The 19,227-nt window shown below is 60.4% G+C and carries 14 protein-coding genes; 5 read left to right on the top strand and 9 right to left on the bottom strand.

The window, feature by feature from the left end; all coding sequences use genetic code 11:
* Positions 1–84: 84 nt before the first annotated feature.
* The 3 genes from ycaC to CKW16_RS23665 form a co-directional block, all read right to left on the bottom strand.
* On the bottom strand, positions 85–711 hold the full coding sequence (gene ycaC / locus CKW16_RS23675; RefSeq protein WP_095131103.1) for an isochorismate family cysteine hydrolase YcaC: 627 nt from the start codon (positions 709–711) through the stop codon (positions 85–87).
* Between the two features lie 56 nt (positions 712–767).
* Positions 768–1,451 (bottom strand): isochorismatase family protein, encoded by a 684-nt coding sequence (locus CKW16_RS23670; RefSeq protein ID WP_046048436.1) that lies wholly within the window; start codon positions 1,449–1,451, stop codon positions 768–770.
* Between the two features lie 93 nt (positions 1,452–1,544).
* Positions 1,545–2,411: a pirin family protein gene (locus CKW16_RS23665; protein WP_095131101.1), complete on the bottom strand. Its 867-nt coding sequence runs from the start codon at positions 2,409–2,411 to the stop codon at positions 1,545–1,547.
* Between the two features lie 104 nt (positions 2,412–2,515).
* On the opposite strand from CKW16_RS23665, the gene CKW16_RS23660 reads away from it, so the two are divergent.
* The gene (locus tag CKW16_RS23660) at positions 2,516–3,424 is read left to right on the top strand and encodes a LysR substrate-binding domain-containing protein (RefSeq protein WP_095131099.1); all 909 of its coding nucleotides are present in this window, start codon (positions 2,516–2,518) and stop codon (positions 3,422–3,424) included.
* A 190-nt stretch (positions 3,425–3,614) separates the two neighbouring features.
* On the top strand, positions 3,615–4,418 hold the full coding sequence (dkgB, locus tag CKW16_RS23655; protein WP_095131097.1) for a 2,5-didehydrogluconate reductase DkgB: 804 nt from the start codon (positions 3,615–3,617) through the stop codon (positions 4,416–4,418).
* Positions 4,419–4,421: 3 nt separating this feature from the next.
* Here the strand turns inward: dkgB and CKW16_RS23650 are convergent, their stop codons facing one another.
* The 6 genes from CKW16_RS23650 to CKW16_RS23625 all read right to left on the bottom strand — a co-directional run bounded on the left by CKW16_RS23650 (position 4,422) and on the right by CKW16_RS23625 (position 14,253).
* Entirely contained in the window at positions 4,422–7,640 is a 3,219-nt protein-coding gene (locus CKW16_RS23650) for a transporter substrate-binding domain-containing protein (protein ID WP_095131095.1), read from the bottom strand.
* A gap of 12 nt (positions 7,641–7,652) precedes the next feature.
* Complete coding sequence (locus tag CKW16_RS23645) at positions 7,653–8,279, bottom strand: response regulator transcription factor (protein WP_095131093.1); 627 nt, start codon at positions 8,277–8,279, stop codon at positions 7,653–7,655.
* A gap of 110 nt (positions 8,280–8,389) precedes the next feature.
* Positions 8,390–8,803, bottom strand: a complete 414-nt coding sequence (locus tag CKW16_RS23640; protein WP_095131091.1) for a chemotaxis protein CheY — start codon at positions 8,801–8,803, stop codon at positions 8,390–8,392.
* 277 nt (positions 8,804–9,080) lie between these two features.
* The gene (gene mgtA, locus CKW16_RS23635) at positions 9,081–11,783 is read right to left on the bottom strand and encodes a magnesium-translocating P-type ATPase (RefSeq protein WP_095131089.1); all 2,703 of its coding nucleotides are present in this window, start codon (positions 11,781–11,783) and stop codon (positions 9,081–9,083) included.
* 516 nt (positions 11,784–12,299) lie between these two features.
* Positions 12,300–13,637, bottom strand: coding sequence for a lysine N(6)-hydroxylase/L-ornithine N(5)-oxygenase family protein (locus tag CKW16_RS23630; RefSeq protein WP_095131087.1), 1,338 nt, complete (start codon positions 13,635–13,637; stop codon positions 12,300–12,302).
* Positions 13,638–13,770: 133 nt separating this feature from the next.
* On the bottom strand, positions 13,771–14,253 hold the full coding sequence (locus CKW16_RS23625; RefSeq protein WP_056741950.1) for a sigma-70 family RNA polymerase sigma factor: 483 nt from the start codon (positions 14,251–14,253) through the stop codon (positions 13,771–13,773).
* 402 nt (positions 14,254–14,655) lie between these two features.
* Here CKW16_RS23625 and CKW16_RS23620 point away from each other — a divergent pair, with 402 nt between their 5' ends.
* From CKW16_RS23620 to CKW16_RS23610, 3 genes are read left to right on the top strand one after another with little or no spacing between them, the layout of a single operon-like run.
* Positions 14,656–15,828: an efflux RND transporter periplasmic adaptor subunit gene (locus CKW16_RS23620; protein WP_095131085.1), complete on the top strand. Its 1,173-nt coding sequence runs from the start codon at positions 14,656–14,658 to the stop codon at positions 15,826–15,828.
* Positions 15,829–17,802 carry a MacB family efflux pump subunit gene (locus tag CKW16_RS23615; RefSeq protein WP_095131083.1) on the top strand — a complete coding sequence of 658 codons (1,974 nt, stop codon included), beginning with the start codon at positions 15,829–15,831 and terminating at the stop codon, positions 17,800–17,802. It begins immediately after the preceding gene.
* A 7-nt stretch (positions 17,803–17,809) separates the two neighbouring features.
* Complete coding sequence (locus CKW16_RS23610) at positions 17,810–19,204, top strand: efflux transporter outer membrane subunit (protein WP_095131081.1); 1,395 nt, start codon at positions 17,810–17,812, stop codon at positions 19,202–19,204.
* Positions 19,205–19,227: the final 23 nt, after the last annotated feature.

The raw sequence follows: 19,227 nt of genomic DNA, 5'->3' as shown, positions 1-19,227 counted from the left end.
TTGAATGTTAGTCAGCCTTCGCGAGCAAGTCGAAACGTCGCACCGCCGCTCCCACATTTGATTGGTGTATGGCACCCAATCGGGTTACTTGCTGTTGGTCAGCGCGTTGTAGCTGGTAAACAGGTTGCGGTAGTCCGGGATGTGGTTGGAGAACAAGGTGCCCAAGCCTTCCACGTCGTTGCGCCAGTCGCGATGCAGCTCACAGGCCAGGCCGAACCAGGTCATCAACTGCGCGCCGGAGGCCGACATGCGGTCCCAGGCCGATTGACGGGTCAGTTCGTTGAAGGTGCCGGAAGCGTCTGTCACCACGAACACCTCAAAGCCTTCAGCCAGTGCCGACAGCGCCGGGAACGCCACGCACACTTCGGTCACTACGCCGGCGATGATCAGTTGTTTCTTGCCGGTGGCCTTGATCGCCTTGACGAAGTCTTCGTTGTCCCAGGCATTGATCTGGCCAGGACGGGCGATGTACGGCGCGTCCGGGAACAGCGTCTTGAGCTCGGGCACCAGCGGGCCGTTGGGGCCGGTTTCGAAACTGGTGGTGAGGATGGTCGGCAACTTGAAGTACTTGGCCAGATCAGCCAGGGCCAACACGTTGTTCTTGAAACGGTCCGGCTCGATGTCGCGCACCAGAGAAAGCAGACCCGCCTGGTGATCGACCAACAGAACGGCGGCGTTATCCTTGTCGAGACGTTTGTAAGAGGTAGTCATGGGAGTAATCCTCGCTTTTTATCGATGCCGAGTGGAAGTCGGCGTGGGGTACCCGGTTAGCGCTGGGAGTCCAGCACTTCGTGTTCGTTCGCCACTTGCTGAGCCTTGAGATAGCTCTCGATCAGCAATTGATAATGCGGCATGGCCTGGGCGTAGACTGCCGCCCACTGCTCGGCGTCCGGACGGTTCCACGAGCCTTGCAGCTCAGAGAGCGTAGCCATGATGTCGATAGGCACCACCCCGGCTTGCGTCAAACGGGCAATTGTCAGATCAGTGGCCAGTTTCGAGTGGTTGCCGGAAGCGTCGACCACCGCAAACACTTTGTAGCCTTCATGCACCGCCGCGATGGACGGGAACGCCAGGCAAACGCTGGTCAGGGTGCCGGCGATCACCAGGGTTTTCTTGCCGGTCGCCTTTACTGCCGCGTGAAACTCAGCATTGTCCCAGGCGTTGATTTCGCCTTTGCGCGCCACGTATTGAGCGTGCGGTGCCGCCTCGTGAATCTCCGGAATCAACGGCCCGTTCGGCCCTTGCGGTACGGAGGCGGTGGTGATCACCGGCATCTTCAGCAGGGTCGCGGCTTTGGCCAGGGCAATGGCGTTGGCGCGCAGTTGCGGCACGTCCATGTCCTTGACGATCTGGAACAATCCGCTCTGGTGGTCGATCAACAGCATCGCGCTGTCGTTGGGATCGATGGTCGGTTTCTGGCCATTGAAGTTGGCCGCGTTGACGGTACTCATGTGCGTCTCCTCTTTCTTTCAGGCAACAGCCATCCCTGGCCCGGGAACCGGCCTACGCATCCTGTGTAGAGCGGGTTGTTGAACCTGTTCGGGTTAACCGTACATCTGGCCGAACCGACCGGACTGGAAGTCGGCGAAGGCCTGGTGAATCTCTTGCTCGGTGTTCATCACGAACGGACCGTGACCGACGATGGGTTCGTCGATCGGCTCGCCACTGAGCAGCAACACGACGGCATCGTTATTGGCTTCCAGGCTGAGCTGCTGGCCATTGCGCTCGAACAACGCCAACTGCCCTTCGCGCACCAGTTCCACACCGTTGACCTGAACCGTGCCACGCAACACTACAAGTGCCGTGTTACGACCTTCGTGCAGGTCCAGGGTCAGCAACTTGCCGCCGTTGAGCCGCAGGTCCCAGACGTCAATCGGGGTAAACGTGCGCGCCGGGCCGGTGTGGCCGTCGAACTCACCGGCGATCAAGCGCAGGCTGCCGGCCTGGTCCTTGAGCGCGATACTCGGGATGTCGCCATCGAGAATCGTCTGGTAACCGGCGTCGGCCATTTTGTCCTTGGCCGGCAGGTTGACCCACAGCTGAACCATTTCCAGGGTGCCGCCGGTTTTGGCGAAACCTTCTGAGTGAAACTCTTCGTGGAGAATCCCGGAGGCTGCGGTCATCCATTGCACGTCGCCCGGGCCGATCTTGCCGCCGCTGCCGGTGGAGTCGCGGTGTTCCAGTTCGCCCTTATAAACGATAGTCACGGTTTCGAAACCGCGGTGTGGATGCTGACCAACGCCACGACGCTCGGTGGTCGGGGTGAATTCAGCGGGACCGGCGTGATCGAGCAGCAAGAACGGGCTGATGTGCTTGCCCAGGTTGTCATAGGAAAACAGCGTGCGAACCGGAAAACCGTCGCCGACCCAATGGGTCCGTGGGCTGGTGTAGATACCGATGATGTTTTTCATTCTGCCTCCGAATCTGGTGAGTGACGCGATGGACAAAGCTTAAAACTGAACCCTTTGATGCACTAGACTGCAAAAATCAGCCTTAGCGTTCTATATGGAGAACGATGGTGGAAGACCTCAACACCCTCTACTACTTCACCCAAGTGGTGGAGCACCACGGTTTCGCCCCGGCCGGTCGAGCGCTGGACATGCCCAAGTCGAAGCTGAGCCGGCGCATTGCCGAGCTCGAAGAGCGCCTCGGTGTACGCCTGCTGCACCGCACCAGCCGGCATTGTTCACTGACGGAAATCGGCCAGGCCTATTACCAGCGTTGCCTGGCGATGCGCGTGGAAGCCGAAAGCGCTGCCGAACTGATCGAACGCAACCGCTCCGAACCCCAGGGCCTGGTGCGCATCAGTTGCCCGACCGCGCTGCTCAACTCCTGGGTCGGACCGATGTTGACCCGCTACATGCTCAAGTACCCGCTGGTGGAGTTGTTCATCGAGAGCACCAACCGCCGGGTTGACCTGATCCACGAGGGTTTCGACATCGCCCTGCGCGTGCGCTTTCCGCCGCTGGAAAACACCGACATGGTGATGAAGGTGCTGGGCAACAGCACCCAATGCCTGGTGGGCAGTCCCGCCTTTGTGTCGCGCCTGTCTTCACCGGCCTCCCCGGCTGACCTCAGCGGGTTGCCGAGCCTGCATTGGGGCGCGGCGCAGCGTGAATATCAGTGGGAATTGTTTGGGGCGGAGGGCGCCAGCGCGGTGATTCGGCATGCGCCACGAATGGTCACCGATGACCTGTTGGCGTTGCGTCACGCCGTGGTGGCCGGGATCGGCATCGCTCACCTGCCCAGCGTGGTGGTGCGCGATGACATTGCCGCGGGCCGACTGGTGGAACTGGTGCCGGGCTGGGCACCCAAATGCGGGATCGTGCATGCCATCTTCCCTTCACGCCGTGGGCTGCTGCCGTCGGTGCGCGCATTGATCGACTTTCTGGGCGAGGAATTCAGCCACAGCGATATTGCTTAGAAGCCCGTACACCACAGATCCCCTGTGGGAGCGAGCCTGCTCGCGAAGGCGCCAGATCAAACACTACAAAGCCTTCTGCCGACTCGATTCATGACTTGCGGTAAACATTGCTTTGCCGATCCAGCGGTTTTTCTCATGGGTGCGGGCGCGGATACTCGTGCCCATTCCCACTGCAACCCTGGAGTCATTGATGTCTATTCCCGCATTCGGTCTTGGTACTTTTCGCTTGCAAGGCCAGGTGGTCATCGATTCGGTGAGCACTGGCCTGGAACTGGGCTATCGAGTCATCGATACCGCGCAAATCTACGAGAACGAAGCCGAGGTCGGCGAGGCGATTGCCGCCAGCGGCATCGCCCGTGACGAGTTGTTCATCACCAGCAAGATCTGGGTTGCCAACTTCGCCGGGGATCGCCTGATCGACAGCCTCAAGGAAAGCCTGCAAAAGCTGCAAACCGACTACTTGGACCTGACCCTGATCCATTGGCCGTCCCCGGAAGATCAGGTGCCGGTCGAGGAATTCATGGGTGCCCTGCTCGAAGCCAAACAACTGGGCCTGACCCGGCAGATCGGTGTGTCCAACTTCACCGTCGACCTGATGAAACAGGCGATCGCCGCGGTCGGCGCCGAACACATCGCGACCAACCAGATTGAACTGCACCCCTACCTGCAAAACCGCAAGGTCGTCGAATTTGCACAGAGCCAGGGCATCCAGATCACCTCGTACATGACCCTCGCTTACGGCGAAGTGCTGAAAGACCCGGTGATCCAGCTGATCGCCGATCGCCTGCAGGCGACGCCGGCACACGTCACGTTGGCCTGGGCCATGCAACTGGGTTACGCCGTGATTCCCTCGTCGACCAAACGCGCCAACCTCGCCAGCAACCTGAAAGCTTGCGCCATGACCTTGAGCGACGCCGACATGGCGCTGATCGCGGGTCTGGATCGCGGCCATCGACTGACCAGCCCCAAAGGCATCGCGCCCCACTGGGATTAAGCGTCAGTCTCGCTTGAGGCTCTGATCCAGGCGTGCCATGGCGTGCTGCAATTGATCGACGGCCTCGTCGATCAACGTCGCGCGCCCTTCGGCGCAGGCACGTTCCAGATGTTCGCAGCACTCGATCAAACGTTCTGCACGAACCATCCGCGCACCACCTTTGATGCGGTGCGCCAGGTCTTGCAGCCGGTGACGATTGCCACTGACGTGCGCTGCAAGCAGATCATCGCGATCGTAGAGGTTGGTTACGGCCAGTTCTCGCAACAACTGATTGATCAGCGTCCGGTCTTCACCGACGTAGAGCTCCAGGCCGACCAAGTCGATCTCGTACGTTGCTTGCTCTTCAACCGGCGCTGGCGGCTCACTCACAAATCGGGATGCCAGCCAGGCACTCAAATCGGCCAGCCGGATCGGTTTGAACAGACAGTCGTCCATGCCTGCTTCAAGGCAACGGATCTTTTCCTCCGGCTGCGCATTGGCGCTAAACCCAAGAATCAGCGTGGGTGGCAAGCCATTAGCGCGCTCTTCATCGCGTATCGCACCCGCCAATTCATAACCATTGACCACCGGCATGTTGCAATCGGTGATGACCAAATCGAGCTCATGCTCGCGCCACTTCACAAGACCCCGCTCGCCATCCTCAACCTCCAGCACCTGATGCCCCAGGTAGCTCAGCTGCCGTGAGAGCAACAATCGATTGGCCGGGTAATCGTCGACCACCAGAATCCTCAACAGCCGAGTGGCCACCTGCAATCCGCTATCGGCCCGCTCGCTGCAGGCCAACGGTTGCAACGCAATCAGATCAAGGCTGATGTCGACCTGCGTACCCAGTCCGAGGACGCTGTCGAGCTGCAATCGGCCGCCCATCATTTCGCACAGAGTGCGGCTGATCACCAGTCCCAGGCCAGAGCCATTGTGGCCTGACTGCTGGCTGTTACCGGCCTGTACGAACGGGCTGAACAGTCGTTGCTGATCGACCACACTGACACCGATGCCGCTGTCCTCAATACACACACTGACTGCCAGATGCCCCGACACACCGGGCTCTACTCGCAGTGTCAAACTCACCTCACCCTCACGGGTGAACTTGATCGCGTTGCTCAGCAGATTGGACAGCACCTGCTTGAAGCGCGTGGGGTCGACTAACACGTCACGATCGCTGTGTTCGGCCAATTCGACTCGCCACTGCAAGTTCTTCTGCCGTGCCAGACCTTCGAAAACCCGGCACACCGACTCCACCAGCGTGCGTAGATTGGCCCGCTCAGGGGTCAGTGACAAATGCCCGGACTCGATGCGGGCGATGTCCAGGATGTCGCCGATCAACGCCAGCAATTGCTGCGCGGCATTGGATGCCACTTCGATGGCGGAGCGATCAGTGAAGCCCTCTTCCGCTCGCTTCAGCGCCAGTTCGAGCATGCCGATCAGGGCATTCATCGGAGTGCGGATTTCATGACTCATGGTCGCCAGAAAGGTAGTTTTGGCGCGGTTGGCATCGTCGGCGGCGTTCTTGGCATCCTGCAATTGCCCGAGCAGTTGTTGGCGTTGACGGATCTGTCGACGCTGCCAGGCAATCCAGGCCAGTGCGAGCAACAGCAAAGCGCCCGCAACGGCAAACGCCTGGAGAATGCCTTGGCGATGACGCAGCCAGTAGCTGTCATCGACCACCACATCATTGCTCCAGCGGGCTAACAGCTCATCCATCTCCCGGGGTGAAATGCTCAGCAGTGCCTTGTTCAGAATCGAGTGCAACTCCAGCGCACCTCGGTGGGTGGCCAGAGCGATACGCGCCGGTTCATCGCCCACGGTGCTGCTGATCCGCAGACGCTCGCGGTATTGCCGGGTAATCAGATACCGAGCCACGATCAATGAGCTGACTGCCCCCTCGGCCTGGCCCTTGATCACCCATTCCAGACCCTGCGCCGGACTCTGCACTTCGATCAGACGCACATTGGGCGCCCGAGCGCGAATGAACCCGAGCAACGGATGACCGCGATAAATCGCCAGGCGTTTACCGGCCATGTCATCCAGGGTCCTGGGGCTTCCCGGGGTGGTCGCACTGACCAGTACAAACGGATTGTTCAAGTAGGCCCGAGTGAAACGCAGTTCGGCTTCGCGTTCGATACTGGGCGTGACCACAGGTAACACGTCGATCTTGCCGTCCTTGAGTTGCTGGATCTGCTGATCGAGGGAGTTACCCCGCTGCACCTTGAAGGTCAAGCCGCTGCGCTGGCTGATCAGCGTCAGCAATTGCGCAGTCAACCCGCTGAGTTGTCCCTGGGCGTCGTAAAAAGTCAGCGGTGCAAAGTTCTCGACGGCACCGACTTCCACCGTCGGATGTTGATCCAGCCAACGTTGTTCACTGGCGCTCAAACGTACTCGCTCTTGACCCGCCATGTTGGCTCTTCCGGCACTCCAGCGCTGCTCGATGGCCGTGCGCTCATCCATGGGGATCGTCGCCAGAGCCTTATCGACAATGCTCTTCAGACGTGGGTTGCCCCGGCTGAAGGCAAAGCCGAACGGATTGGCGTCCAGGCCGGAAGGTCCCACCAGGCGTACGTTGCTGAGGTAGTTGTTATTGATGAGGTAATTGGCGCTGATGAAGTCCCCGAGGTACACATCATCCAGCCCGAACGCCACCGCCCCGATCGCGTCGAGTGCCGAGGGGTAGCGTTGCAAGCTCGCATCGGGATAGAAGGCTTCGACAGTCTGCGCCTGCAGATAGTCATCGACCATGGCGATGCGTTTGCCCGCGAGGTCGACGGGCATCCAGTCGTCCAGGCGGGTAACCAGCATCGGCTGATCTTCGGCATAGGCACTGGATCGGGTCAGCTCGGGGTCAGCCGCCTCGAAGTTGTTGGACGTGCCGAGCAGGTCCAGTTCATCGCGTTTGAGCGCATCCATGGCCGCCTCGCGCGTGCGATAACGAAGCACGTCGATTTTTACGTGCAGCAGTTGCCCCAACAGTGCGGCATAGTCTGCGGTGATGCCTTCCAGCTCATCAACGTTTCGCGTGATCTCGAACGGCGGGTAGTCCGCCCCCGACACCCCGAGGCGCAAGACTCGTTTGCCACGCAACCACTGCCAGTCTTTTTCATCCAGCTGGACCTGATACCCCTCCACCGCTGAACGCCCCAGCACATGCAAAAGCTTTGGCTCATCGGCCGCCGTCACCGGTGCTCCCAGTCCACAGAACAGCAACAGAGCCCACAAACAATCGCGCATGATCGGGCTCACTCAGATCAGATGATTACGCTTGGCAAAATCCCTCAGGTACACCGCCGATTCCACGTTGAGTTTTCCAACCAGACGGGTCTTGTAGGTACTGACGGTCTTGTGACTCAAGTGCATGATTTCAGCGATCGCCTTGTTACTGATGCCCCGGGCCAGATGCTGAAAGATCGTCAGTTCCCGGTCGGAGAGTTTATCGATCAACTGTTTTTCACTCAGTTGCATCGAGTTCAGCGACACCGACGCCGAGGGTAGCTGGGCGAAATAGGTGTAACCGGCCATCACGGCTTGCACGGCTTTGTGCAAATGCTGCAAATCATTGGTCTTGGCGACATAGGAAGCGGCGCCGGCGTGTATGCAACGATCCTGATAAAACATGGGCTCCAGGGACGTGAAGACCAGTACTCGGCAGGGCACTCCACTGGTCTTGATCCGCGCCAGTACAGTCAGCCCGTCGAGCGAGGGCATCACCAGATCCAGCACCACCAGATCAGGCATGTGTTCGCGGATCTTCGGCAAGACCTCATTACCACTCGCTGCTTCGTAAATCTGCTTGAAACCCTCCTGCACCAGTACGATTTTGACTGCGGCGCGAACCACCGGATGATCGTCCACAATCAGCACTGACTTCATGGCAACTCCCTGTGCAAAAAACACGACGATTGAGCAATCAATGCCCATGAGCCCGGCCCGGTTGAACGCACCGGCTGCGCAAAGACTTTTGCATGAAAAACCGGGCGCAACTACCTGACAGAAATGACAGTGCCGACGAACGGTAGACGAGGGTCGATGATCGCCATCAGCCGCTGAACGGACGCCAGATCAGGCAGCATTGCGTGGCTCACCTCAACCGTCTGTTGAACGCAGGCAGGGATGGGCGGCAGTTGCGACTGATGACCGTCATAGATCAAGGCGTGATGAACCTGTTGGTTATCAAGGAAAAAATCGAACAGGTTCAACGCCCCGCCCGCCAGCGAGGCATTGATGACCACCAGATCAAATGGCTCGCAACCGTATTCGACCAGGGTCAACAGCTCTTCAAGGCTGTGCACCGGTGCTATCCGGTAGTAGTCGAGTTGATTGAACAGTCGCTCGACCTTCATGCAGTGAAAATGCAACTCGTCGGCGATCAGGATACGTAAGGCTTTGTTCGACAACGTGGGCCCCCAGGAGGGTGTCAGATTCGTGAGGGCGCAAGGCTACGGAAGACCCGCTGAGCTTTCTGTAGGACTTTTCCTAAAAAACGGACTCCTCATCCGGTATCAGGAGTTCAGGAGTCAGGAATGGCTAGCCCTGTGGGAGCGAGCTTGCTCGCGATGACGGTGGCACATTCACTATTCAGGTGACTGTCAGACCGCTATCGCGAGCAAGCTCGCTCCCACAGAAAAGCCCCCTCGCCACAATAAGTTGCCTCGCTGAGCGACCGCTGCTTGTTTACTGCCAGCCAAACCGGCGAATGTAGAACCCTTTCACCGCTTGGGTCAGCGCCATGTATGCCAGCAAAATCACCGGCAGGAACACGAAGTACAGCGACGGCAGCGCCTGCAATTTGAAGTAGTGCGCCAGCGGTCCCATCGGCAGGAAAATTCCGACGGCCATGATGATTCCAGTCATCACCATCAGTGGCATCGCTGCGCGGCTTTGCAGGAACGGGATTTTCGGCGTGCGGATCATGTGCACGATCAGGGTCTGGGTCAGCAGCCCGACCACGAACCAGCCGGACTGGAACAGAGTTTGATGGTCCGGGGTATTGGCGTCGAAGACGTACCACATCAAGGCAAACGTGGTGATGTCGAAGACCGAGCTGATCGGTCCGAAAAACAGCATGAACCGGCCAACATCCGCTGGCTGCCAGCGCTGCGGTTTGCTCAGCATTTCTTCATCGACGTTATCGAACGGGATGGCGATCTGCGAAATGTCATAGAGCAGGTTCTGCACCAGCAGGTGCATTGGCAGCATCGGCAGGAACGGAATAAACGCGCTGGCCACCAGCACCGAGAACACATTGCCGAAGTTCGAGCTGGCAGTCATTTTGATGTACTTGAGCATATTGGCGAAGGTCCGTCGCCCTTCCAGCACACCCTCCTCCAGCACCATCAGGCTTTTCTCCAGCAGGATGATGTCCGCCGCTTCCTTGGCGATGTCGACGGCGCTGTCCACCGAAATGCCGATGTCGGCGGTGCGCAGCGCTGGCGCGTCGTTGATGCCGTCCCCCATGAAACCGACCACATGACCGTTGCCCTTGAGCAAACGCACAATGCGCTCTTTGTGCGACGGAGTGAGTTTGGCGAAGACGTTGGTGGTCTCCACCGCTACCGCCAGTTCGGCGTCGCTCATGCGCTCGATGTCGTTGCCCATCAGCAGGCCTTGCTGCTCCAGGCCGACTTCGCGGCAAATCTTCGCGGTCACCAGTTCGTTGTCGCCGGTCAGCACCTTCACGGCCACGCCGTGAGCGGCCAGGGCTTTGAGGGCTGGTGCGGTGCTTTCCTTGGGTGGATCGAGAAACGCCACGTAACCGATCAACGTCAGTTCCTGCTCATCCGCCAGGCTGTAGGTGTCGCGGCCCTCAATCATTGGCCGTGCGGCGACGGCGACGACACGAAGTCCTTCGGCGTTGAACGATGCGGTGACCTGACGAATCCGCGCCAGCAATTCATCGCTCAGTGCTTCATCGACCTCGCCGTGACGCACCCGCGTGCACACCGCCAGCACTTCTTCCACCGCGCCCTTGCAGATCAGCAGGTGCGAATGATCTTGCTCGGCGACCACCACCGACATGCGTCGGCGAGTGAAGTCGAACGGGATCTCGTCGACCTTGCGAAACGCTGTGCCGACTTTCAGTTCACGGTGGATTTCCACGTGTTCCAGCACCGCCACGTCCAGCAGGTTTTTCAGGCCGGTCTGGTAGTAGCTGTTGAGGTAGGCCATTTCCAACACGTCATCGGAATCGTTGCCCCAGACATCGACATTGCGCGCCAGGAAGATCTTGTCCTGAGTCAGGGTGCCGGTCTTGTCTGTGCACAGCACGTCCATGGCGCCGAAGTTCTGGATCGCGTCGAGGCGTTTGACGATGACTTTTTTACGCGACAGGAACACTGCGCCCTTGGCCAGGGTCGAGGTGACGATCATCGGCAGCATTTCCGGGGTCAGACCCACGGCAATCGACAGCGCGAACAGCAACGCTTCGGTCCAGTCGCCCTTGGTGAAGCCGTTGATGAACAACACCAGCGGCGCCATGACGAACATGAAGCGGATCAGCAGCCAACTGACTTTGTTAACCCCGGTCTGGAATGAGGTGGGTGCGCGATCTGTAGCGCCAACCCGCTGCGCCAGGGCGCCGAAATAGGTGTTGTTGCCGGTGGTGAGAATCACCGCCATGGCCGTGCCGGACACCACGTTGGTGCCCATGAACAGGATGTTGTCGAGGTCCAGCGGGTTGCGGGTGTCACTGTCCTGCTGACGAGGGAATTTTTCCACCGGCATCGATTCGCCCGTCATCGCGGCCTGGCTGACGAACAAGTCCTTGGCGCCGAGCACCCGGCAATCGGCGGGAATCATGTCACCGGCCGAGAGCACGATCAGGTCGCCTGGCACCAGTTGCTTGATCGGCAGCTCGGTACGTTGCGCATCCCGACGCAACACCGTGGCGGTATTGCTCACCATCGCCTTGAGCGCGTCGGCCGCCTGGTTGGATTTGGTTTCCTGCCAGAAGCGCAGCAAGGTCGAGAGCACCACCATGGAGAAAATCACGATGGCGGCTTTCATGTCTTCGGTCAGCCAGGAGATGACCGCGAGCAACGTCAGCAGCAGGTTGAACGGGTTTTTGTAGCAGTGCCACAAGTGGGTCCACCACGGCAGAGGCTGTTCGTGCTCGACTTCGTTGAGGCCGAATTGCACGCGCAGTACATCGGCTTCGAGTTCGCTCAGGCCATCGGTGTGGCTGCCGAGGTTGTCCAGCAGTCGGCCGGTGTCGCTGTTGGCGGCACTCACCAGGGTTTGCGCCAGGGTGGGCGGCACCTCGCGGCTGACCGTGGTGTCGGTGAAGCTCTCCAGCAGCGCCAGGCGACGGAAGTGTCGGGCGATGTGGCGGGTGCGCAGGAATCCGGCGAAGAATTCTTTGAGCAGGGTCAGGTTCATGGCAGTTCCCCCAGGGTCAGCCGGGAAACCGTCGAGCAGGCGTGTCGATACGCCGCGATGACGACACAAAGTCGAACATCACGCACGGTTCAGCGTCGATGAGAGGGACGTCGGGACACGGACCAGGACTGGCCGCGATCGGGATGCCGCTGCTCGCTTTTCGGCGAGACAACGGCACAAAAAAGTTGCGCGTTATCTTGCCGGGAAGGTGCCGGTTATCGAAACCGGCCGACTACTGTCACTCGAACAAGTACCCACTGTGGGTCTCCGCTATTGATTGAAAACGCGCGAAGCTTACGCCCCGATTTCTGGAGAGTAAACGAAGGAAAGGCGTCTGGTGGGGGAATCGCGGGGTTCTTCAGGAAGGGTTCAGCTTTACTGCGCAGATCGTCTGATCGTTCCCACGCTCCGCGTGGGAATGCAGCCCGGGACGCTCCGCGTCCCTTTCGAGAGCTGGAACGCGGAGCGTCCCTTGAGGCATTCCCACGCAGAGCGTGGGAACGATCAGTGGAGGGTTCAGCTGGCGGTGGCTAGCAACAAATCCATCACCGACCGACCATGCCCACGGGACTTGCCATGGTCATACAGCGAACCGGCAATCTCATCGGCGCGGATCGGCAGGATCGACAGCAAGGTGTCGCTCAAACCATGGCTCGCCTGGCAGAAGCCCTGCATATAGATGCCGGCCTTGCAGCGCTCGTCAGTGATCAGTTTGTAATTACGGTCTACCTCGAAGTCACCCAGGTATTGCTCCAGCGGCGCCAGCAGTTTGCGATGCATCTGGCGCTCATAACCGGTGGCCAGCACCACGGCATCGTAATGACGAACCGTAACTTCACCGGTGGCGTTGTTGCGCACGGCCAACTCGATACCGCGCTCGGTGGCGGTGGCTTTATCGACGGTGGTCAGGGTGCGGAACGCATGGCGCGCGATGCCCGAGACTTTCTGGCGATAGAAGATGCCGTAGATGCGTTCGATCAGGTCGATGTCCACCACCGAATAGTTGGTGTTGTGGTACTCGTTGACCAGACGCTCGCGCTCGCTGCTCGCCTGCTGGAACACCAGATCAGTGAACTCCGGCGAGAACACTTCGTTGACGAACGGGCTATCGTCCGCCGGCTTCAGGGCCGAGCCACGCAGGATCATGTCCACCTGCACCGACGGGAAGCTGTCGTTCAAATCGATGAACGCTTCCGCCGCGCTCTGCCCGCCACCGATGATCGCGATGCTCATCGGCTGGTTGTTCACGCACGGCTGCTTGGCCATCTGCGCCAGATACTGGGAGTGGTGGAACACCCGGCTGTCACCCTTGAGCGCCTTGAACGCTTCGGGAATACGCGGTGTTCCGCCGGCACTGACCACCACCGAACGGGCGGTGCGAACGTGCTGCTGACCTTGGGTATCGCGCGAGATTACCCGCAGCGCTTCGACCTGCTGGTTGTGCAGGACCGGCTCGATGGTCAGCACTTCTTCGCCGTAGCGGCTCTGAGCTTCGAATTGCCCGGCGACCCAGCGCAGGTAATCGTTGTACTCCATGCGGCACGGATAAAAGGTGCCCAGGTTGATGAAGTCCACCAGACGACCGTGGTGCTTGAGGTAGTTGACGAAGGAGTACGGGCTGGTCGGGTTGCGCAGGGTCACAAGGTCCTTGAGGAAGGAGATCTGCAACTCGCTCTGGGTCACCAGGGTGTTGCCGTGCCAGCGGTAGTCGGCCTGCTTGTCGAGAAACAGAACATCCAGTTCGCCCTGACTCGGCCCGCGTTCTTGCAGAGCGATGGCCAGCGCCAGGTTCGAAGGGCCGAAACCGACGCCGATCAGGTCGTGAACGATGGGCGATGCAATTGCCTGTGTCATTTCCAGTGTCCTCTGGATGAACCCCCGAAGCAGCGGGGAGTAAGCCTAAGTGACCTGACCGGCCTTGAGCAGGACAGCAGATCGTCTGTTGGTATGGAACGAGGACAATGAAAAAAAATTTAACCGCGAATGATCAATGGGCGTCCCATTGCAGCATCCGCACCCGGCAATGCTTCATTGCATTGACGATGTGCTTCTCCACCAACGCGCGAGAAATACCGAGGTGTTCGGCGATCTCCGGGTGTGACAGACCTTCGATCTTGCGCAGCAGGAAACTCTCGCGGCACAGCCGTGGCAATTCCGCCAATGCACGCTGGAGCATCTCCAGGCGTTGACCGTGATCGAGGCTGTGATGAGGGGATGGGGTGAAGTAGCGCTCTTCGTTGTCGAGCACTTCCAGCGATTCGACCTGACGCAGGGCATTGCGCCGATGGTCATCGATCACCAGGTTGAGCGCGGTGCGATACAGAAACGCCCGAGGCTGCTCGATCGGCGTGTCGCTGGACCGCTCCAGTACCCGCAGATAAGCGTCATGCACCACATCTTCGGCCACCTGACGGTTGCCCAGCTTGGCGTTCAAAAAACACACCAGCTCGCGATAGTAGTTTTCCAACATGACTCCCGGCCGCAGGGGTGCGGTTTCTATCCTTGAGCCAGACCGGCGACCGCCGAAATAGGCAATGGCACGATAGTGGCAATTTGAGGTGCGTAATTTATAGTAATTCTCATATAGATTTAAAGTATTGCTTCACCTTGACCCACAAATAGTCATAAACCTGTGGGAGCGGGCTTGCTCGCGAAGGCGGTGTGTCAGTCACATACCCTGTTGAATGTGAGGCCCCATTCGCGAGCAAGCCCGCTCCCACAGTTTGATTGTGTCGAGGCCTAAATTCCCCGGTACGTTCATCGTTTACAGGACAGCTCCCCGTCTCTGTCGGCCCCCCGACAGCGCTCTGCTGTTGCCCGATTTTGTGCGCAGGCTGAGCGACGGGCCGATACTCATTGGCCGGAACCCTGCATGAAACGTCCCCGACAGACCCGACGCGCCCTGCTTGTAGCACTTTGTCTGATCCCCGTTATCGCCGTCGCCGCCTGGCAGATCATCCCGCCCGGCCGCGACCAGTTCGCCACCGTTCAGGTCACCCGCGCCGACATCGAAAGCAGCGTCACGGCCTTGGGTACCCTGCAACCTCGACGTTATGTCGACGTCGGTGCCCAGGCGTCCGGGCAGATCCACAAGATCCACGTGGAAGTCGGCGATGTGGTGAAGGAAGGCCAGTTGCTGGTGGAAATCGATCCGTCCACGCAACAGGCCAAACTCGACGCCGGGCGTTTCTCCATCGAAAACCTCAAGGCACAGCTGCAGGAACAACGGGCGCAGCACGACCTCGCCCGGCAGAAATTCCAGCGTCAGCAAAACCTCAAGGCCGGTGGCGCCACCCGCGAAGAAGACGTGCAGACCGCCGAGGCTGAACTGCGCGCCACCCAGGCCCGCATCGACATGTTCCAGGCACAGATCCGCCAGGCCCAGGCCAGCCTGCGCAGCGATCAGGCGGAACTGGGTTACACCCGAATCTATGCGCCCATGAGCGGAACCGTCGTCGCACTCGACGCCCGTGAGGGCCAGACCCTCAACGCCCAGCAACAAACGCCACTGATTCTGCGCATCGCCAAGTTGTCGCCGATGACCGTCTGGGCCGAGGTATCGGAAGCCGACATCGGTCACGTCAAACCCGGGATGACGGCCTGGTTCACCACCCTCAGCGGCGGCAACCGTCGCTGGAACAGCACCGTGCGGCAAATTTTGCCGGTGCCGCCCAAGCCACTGGACCAGACCAGCCAGGGCGGCGGCAGCCCCGCCAGTTCGAGCAAAAGCGGCAGCGCTCGCGTGGTGCTGTACACCGTATTGCTCGACGTCGATAACGCCGACAACGCGTTGATGGCGGAAATGACCACCCAGGTCTTCTTCGTTTCGGATCAGGCGAAAAACACCCTGACTGCGCCTGTCGCGGCGTTGCAGGCCGGCACTGAAGCGAATATGCAAATTGCCCAGGTCGTCGCCAAAAACGGCAGCATCCAGCAGCGCGACGTCCGTACCGGCATCAGCGATCGCCTGCGGGTGCAGATCCTCGATGGCTTGCAGGAAGGCGATCACCTGTTGATCGGCCCGGCCGACGGGAGTGGCGGCTGAATGCTGACGCCCCTGATCGACCTGCACGACATCCGCAAAGCCTACGGCGGCGGCGATTCACCGGAAGTTCACGTGCTGCGCGGCATCGACCTGTCGATCCATGCCGGGGAATTCGTGGCGATCGTCGGTGCCTCCGGCTCCGGCAAGTCGACGCTGATGAACATCCTCGGCTGCCTCGACCGCCCCACGTCGGGCGAATATCGATTCGCCGGGGAAAACGTTGCCGCACTCGACAGCGACGAACTGGCTTGGCTGCGCCGCGAAGCCTTCGGCTTTGTGTTCCAGGGTTATCACCTGATCCCGTCCGGTTCGGCCCAGGAAAACGTCGAGATGCCTGCGATCTACGCAGGCTTACCGGCCGCCGAACGCCACGCCCGCGCTGCCGCCCTGCTCGACCGCCTCGGCCTGGCCTCGCGCACCGGCAACCGTCCGCACCAGCTCTCCGGCGGCCAGCAACAACGGGTGTCCATCGCCCGCGCCTTGATGAACGGCGGCCACATCATTCTCGCCGACGAACCCACCGGCGCCCTCGACAGCCACAGCGGCGCCGAGGTCATGACCCTGCTCGACGAACTGGCGAGCCAGGGCCACGTGGTGATCCTCATCACCCACGACCGCGAAGTCGCAGCCCGGGCCAAACGCATCATCGAAATTCGCGACGGGCTGATCATCAGCGACAGCGCCCGCGACAACCCCGAAGCACAGACCTCGGCCAATCCCGGCGCGCTGCAAGCGGTGGATCTGCGCAAGCGCCTCACCGAAGGCGCCGAAGCCACCGGGGCCTGGAAAGGCGAACTGGTCGATGCGGTGCAAGCCGCGTGGCGGGTGATGTGGATCAACCGCTTTCGCACCGCACTGACGCTGCTCGGCATCATCATCGGTGTCGCGTCGGTGGTGGTCATGCTGGCCGTCGGTGAAGGCAGCAAGCGCCAGGTGATGGCGCAAATGGGCGCGTTCGGCTCCAACATCATTTACCTCGGTGGCTCGTCACCGAATCCGCGAACGCCGCAGGGCATCGTCACCCTGGATGATGTCGCGGCGGTGGGAAGCTTGCCGCAAGTGACACGGATCATGCCGGTCAACGGCCAGGAGGCCGGGGTGCGTTTCGGCAACCTCGACCACTTGAGTTACGTCGGCGGCAACGACACCAACTTCCCGGCGATTTTCAACTGGCCGGTGGTGGAAGGCAGCTACTTCACTCAGGACGATGAACGCAACGCAGCAGCCGTCGCAGTCATCGGCAACAAGGTGCGGACCAAGTTGCTCAAGGACGTCGCCAACCCGATCGGCCAATACATCCTGATCGAGAACGTGCCATTCCAGGTGGTCGGCGTGCTCGCGGAAAAAGGCGCCAGCTCCGGCGACTCCGACAGCGACGACCGCATCGCCATCCCCTACTCCGCTGCCAGTGTCCGACTGTTTGGCACCCACAACCCCGAATACGTGGCCATCGCCGCCGCCGATGCGCGCAAGGTCAAAGAGACGGAAAAAGCCATCGAGCAATTGATGCTGCGCCTGCACAACGGCAAAAAGGATTTCGAACTGACCAACAACGCGGCAATGATCCAGGCCGAAGCACGTACGCAAAATACCCTGTCGCTGATGCTCGGCTCGATTGCCGCGATTTCGTTGCTGGTGGGCGGGATCGGTGTGATGAACATCATGCTGATGACCGTGCGCGAACGCACTCGTGAGATCGGTATCCGCATGGCCACCGGCGCCCGACAACGGGACATCCTGCGCCAGTTCCTCACCGAAGCGGTGATGCTCTCGGTGGTCGGCGGGCTCGCCGGGATTGCCCTGGCGCTGATCGTCGGTGGTGTGCTGATCCTCAGCGAAGTCGCCGTCGCGTTCTCCTTGATAGCGGTGCTCGGCGCCTTCGGCTGCGCCCTGGTCACCGGTGTTGTCTTCGGCTTCATGCCGGCCCGCAAAGCTGCCCGACTCGACCCGGTCACGGCCCTTACCAGTGAATGATCTATCCATGAAGCCGCAACTCAGTTTGCTGACTCTCTGCCTGTTGCTCGGCGCCTGCGGCAGTCCCGCCCAGCGTCCGGACAGCGGCCTCCAGCCGCCCGCCGCCTGGCAATCGCCACACACTCAAAGCGCTACTCGCAGCAACCTGCAATGGTGGACGCAGTTCGGCAGCCCGGAGCTTGATCACTTGATCGAACAGGCGCGGGTCGGCAGTTTCGATCTGGCCGCCGCTATCGCTCGGGTGCGTCAAGCGCAAGCCGACACCGTGATTGCCGGCGGCTCGCAGCTGCCGGAGGTCAAGGCCGGCCTGAACGCCAATCGGCAGAAACTATTGCGCGGCAACGGCTACAGCCAGCTCGATGCCGACGGCGATAACAAGGCCGTCGATTACTTTAACGCCAACCTCAGCGCCACTTACGAAGTCGACTTCTGGGGCGGCCAACGCGCTTCCCGCGACAGTGCGCAATTCGGCTTGCAGGCCAGCGAATTCGATCAAGCGACGGTGGAGTTGACGCTGCTCAGCGGCGTCGCCAACAGCTACGCGCAAAGCTTGTCGTTACGTGAGCAAAGTCGCATCGCCGAGTTGAATCTGGCGAACGCGCAGAATGTTTTGAAACTGGTGCAGACACGTTTTGACTCAGGCTCGGCAACCGCGCTGGAACTGGCGCAGCAGAAGAGCCTGGTCGCCGCGCAACAACGGCAATTGCCGTTGGTGCAGCAACAGGCTCAGGACGCACAGATCAGCCTTGCCGCCCTGCTCGGTCGGCCGGTGCAGGAATTGTCTTTGGGCCAGGAACGCTTTGATCAATTGTCATGGCCGACCATTGGCGCTGGCCTGCCCAGCGAGCTGATCAGCCGTCGCCCGGACATCGCCCGCGCCGAAGCGCAATTGGCCGCCGCACAAGCCGACGTCACCGTCGCCCGCGCGGCGATGCTACCGAAGGTCACGTTGAGCGCGGAACTCGGATCGGGCGCGGATCGCGCGGCGGACATGCTGCGCAATCCTTTCTACAACCTCACCGCCGGATTGCTTGCGCCGGTCTTCAACAATGGTCGCTTGAGCGCCGAGCGCGATAAAGCCACGGCCCGCCAGGAGGAACTGCTGGAGACGTACCGCGGGGCGATTATCAATGGCTTCGCCGACGTGGAAAAAGCGTTGAACAGCATTCGCGGTCTGGACGAGCAGCGGCAGTGGCAAGGTGAAGAACTGAACCAGGCGCAGACCGCGTTCAACATTGCGCAAAGCCGTTACCAGGCCGGTGCCGAGGATTTGCTGGCGGTGCTGGAGACACAGCGCACGCTGTATGCGGCGCAGGATTTGAATGTGCAACTGCGGTTGTCGAGGTTGCAGGCGAGTATTGCGTTGTACAAAGCGCTCGGCGGCGGGTGGCAGACACTCTAGAAAATGATCGTTCCCACGCTCCG

It is taken from the genome of Pseudomonas sp. Irchel s3h14, assembly GCF_900187425.1.
In the GTDB taxonomy this organism is placed as follows: domain Bacteria; phylum Pseudomonadota; class Gammaproteobacteria; order Pseudomonadales; family Pseudomonadaceae; genus Aquipseudomonas.
Note: the sequence above shows the minus strand (reverse complement) of the source record. Positions and strands in the feature narration are given on the sequence as shown.

Coding starts and splice junctions, on each gene's coding strand:
- ycaC (WP_095131103.1), bottom strand. CDS start 711: ATGACTACCTCTTACAAACGTCTCGACAAGGATAACGCCGCCGTTCTG.
- CKW16_RS23670 (WP_046048436.1), bottom strand. CDS start 1,451: ATGAGTACCGTCAACGCGGCCAACTTCAATGGCCAGAAACCGACCATC.
- CKW16_RS23665 (WP_095131101.1), bottom strand. CDS start 2,411: ATGAAAAACATCATCGGTATCTACACCAGCCCACGGACCCATTGGGTC.
- CKW16_RS23660 (WP_095131099.1), top strand. CDS start 2,516: ATGGTGGAAGACCTCAACACCCTCTACTACTTCACCCAAGTGGTGGAG.
- dkgB (WP_095131097.1), top strand. CDS start 3,615: ATGTCTATTCCCGCATTCGGTCTTGGTACTTTTCGCTTGCAAGGCCAG.
- CKW16_RS23650 (WP_095131095.1), bottom strand. CDS start 7,640: ATGCGCGATTGTTTGTGGGCTCTGTTGCTGTTCTGTGGACTGGGAGCA.
- CKW16_RS23645 (WP_095131093.1), bottom strand. CDS start 8,279: ATGAAGTCAGTGCTGATTGTGGACGATCATCCGGTGGTTCGCGCCGCA.
- mgtA (WP_095131089.1), bottom strand. CDS start 11,783: ATGAACCTGACCCTGCTCAAAGAATTCTTCGCCGGATTCCTGCGCACC.
- CKW16_RS23630 (WP_095131087.1), bottom strand. CDS start 13,637: ATGACACAGGCAATTGCATCGCCCATCGTTCACGACCTGATCGGCGTC.
- CKW16_RS23625 (WP_056741950.1), bottom strand. CDS start 14,253: ATGTTGGAAAACTACTATCGCGAGCTGGTGTGTTTTTTGAACGCCAAG.
- CKW16_RS23620 (WP_095131085.1), top strand. CDS start 14,656: ATGAAACGTCCCCGACAGACCCGACGCGCCCTGCTTGTAGCACTTTGT.
- CKW16_RS23615 (WP_095131083.1), top strand. CDS start 15,829: ATGCTGACGCCCCTGATCGACCTGCACGACATCCGCAAAGCCTACGGC.
- CKW16_RS23610 (WP_095131081.1), top strand. CDS start 17,810: ATGAAGCCGCAACTCAGTTTGCTGACTCTCTGCCTGTTGCTCGGCGCC.